The organism is Psychrobacter sp. NPDC077938 (genome assembly GCF_044542635.1).
In the GTDB taxonomy this organism is placed as follows: Bacteria; Pseudomonadota; Gammaproteobacteria; order Pseudomonadales; family Moraxellaceae; genus Psychrobacter.
Genome location: NZ_JBITUW010000015.1, coordinates 1 through 1,701 on the forward strand (window position 1 = coordinate 1; position 1,701 = coordinate 1,701).

Consider the following 1,701-nt stretch of genomic DNA (forward strand, 5'->3'; position numbering starts at 1 on the left):
ATGTGCGGTGCCATCGCCTTAATCACAAAGATATTCATCCCCATCGGCGGCGTAATCAAACCAAGCTCCACCGTCAATACCGCAATGATGCCAAACCAGACTGGATCAAATCCTAACGCTAGAATGATGGGATATACAACAGGTATGGTGATTACTAGCATTGCTAAGGCATCCATGAACAGTCCTAATAGGAAATACATGAACAGGATACAGATTAGGACAATCATTGGACTGACCGCCAACCCACCGATCCAAGATGCCAAGGTATAAGACAAGCGTGAGACTGAGATAAAATATCCCAATGCCTCTGCACCCAGTAGCATAAAGAACACCACTGCAGAGAGTGCTAGCGTCTCGATCAGTGACTGCTTGAGACCATCTAGACGCATGCCTTTAGCAAAGGCATAAGCCCAAGAGACAAATGCCCCTACTGCGGCGCCTTCTGTTGGGGTGAATAACCCAAAGAAGATACCGGCAATAATCACAATAAAGATAAAGCTAAATGGTATCAGACCAGTTAATGACAGTAGCTTGGCTTTCCACGTGGTTTTCTCACCACGTTTTGCTAGATGCGGTTTCCAGCGTACCATCACCATGACGGTAAGTGAGTACATCACCATACCGAGCATACCGGGTAAGAAACCAGCGATGAACATGTCACCTACTGACTGCTGGGTTAAGATGGCATAGACCAGTAAAGCAATACTGGGCGGAATCATAATACCTAAAGTACCGCCAGCGGCTAAGATACCGCAGGCAAAGCCTGGCTGATAGCCGTACTTCTCCATTTGCGGTAACGCCACTTTGGTCATGGTAGAGGCAGTAGCAAGTGATGAGCCTGAGATAGAGGCAAAGATACCGGATGAACCAATACCTGCAATACCAAGACTACCCCTTACTCCACCAAATATGGTTCGGGTGGCTTCAAAGAGTTTACCTGCCATGCCGGAGTGAGTAGCGAACACGCCCATCAGAATAAATAAAGGAATGGCACTAAAGTCATACTTTGCTAAAACATCGACTGGGATGTCTTTAAGCATTTGTAGAGCACCACTAGGCGCGGTGACCGCACCGAAACCGACTAAGCCTACCCCTAACATGGCAAGTGCCACAGGCACTCGTAGGACGACAAGCAGGATCATGACAACTAGGCCAATCGCACCGATAATTTCTGGACTCATGCGCCTGTCTCCTCGGCGTCAAAGAATTCGCCTGTCTTAAAGATGTTGATGGATTCGATCAATGAGCGAATGGCCAGTAGGATGCTTAAGAAGGCACTAACCATATAGATAGGCATCATAGATATGCGAAGATCTTGGGTGACTTTGCCATACTCTAAGGCATCAATGGCGCTCTCGTAGAGTCCCCATGAGAAGACGATGCCGATGACAAAGAAGCCCATCATAAAGATACCCATAAGGTAGCCTTTGATAGACTGTGGCATTTTCTGGGTGAAGACGTCGACGATGATTTGTGAGCGTTCGACAAACGCGGCAAAGGCAGCGAGTAATGCAAATAGCATAAAGTAGGAGACGATCTCTACACTGCCTTTGACGGTAAAGCCAAACTCACCGCCGGTGAGTTTGAATATGTAGCGTGCGACGACGTCGAGCATGGTGGTTAGGACGATGATGATGAGACTGATCCCACCGATAAACTGGCATAATCTAGAGATTAAGACACTGAGCTTGACTAAAAATG

General features: G+C 47.3%; 2 protein-coding genes. Both read right to left on the minus strand.

Annotated features, from left to right (window positions below):
* Positions 1–1,181, minus strand: a 1,181-nt coding sequence (locus tag ACIGBM_RS13480; protein WP_397478084.1) for a TRAP transporter large permease, incomplete at its 3' end; no start/stop codon positions are given.
* Positions 1,178–1,701, minus strand: a 524-nt coding sequence (locus tag ACIGBM_RS13485; protein ID WP_298811636.1) for a TRAP transporter small permease, incomplete at its 5' end; no start/stop codon positions are given. The genes ACIGBM_RS13480 and ACIGBM_RS13485, both read right to left, overlap by 4 nt.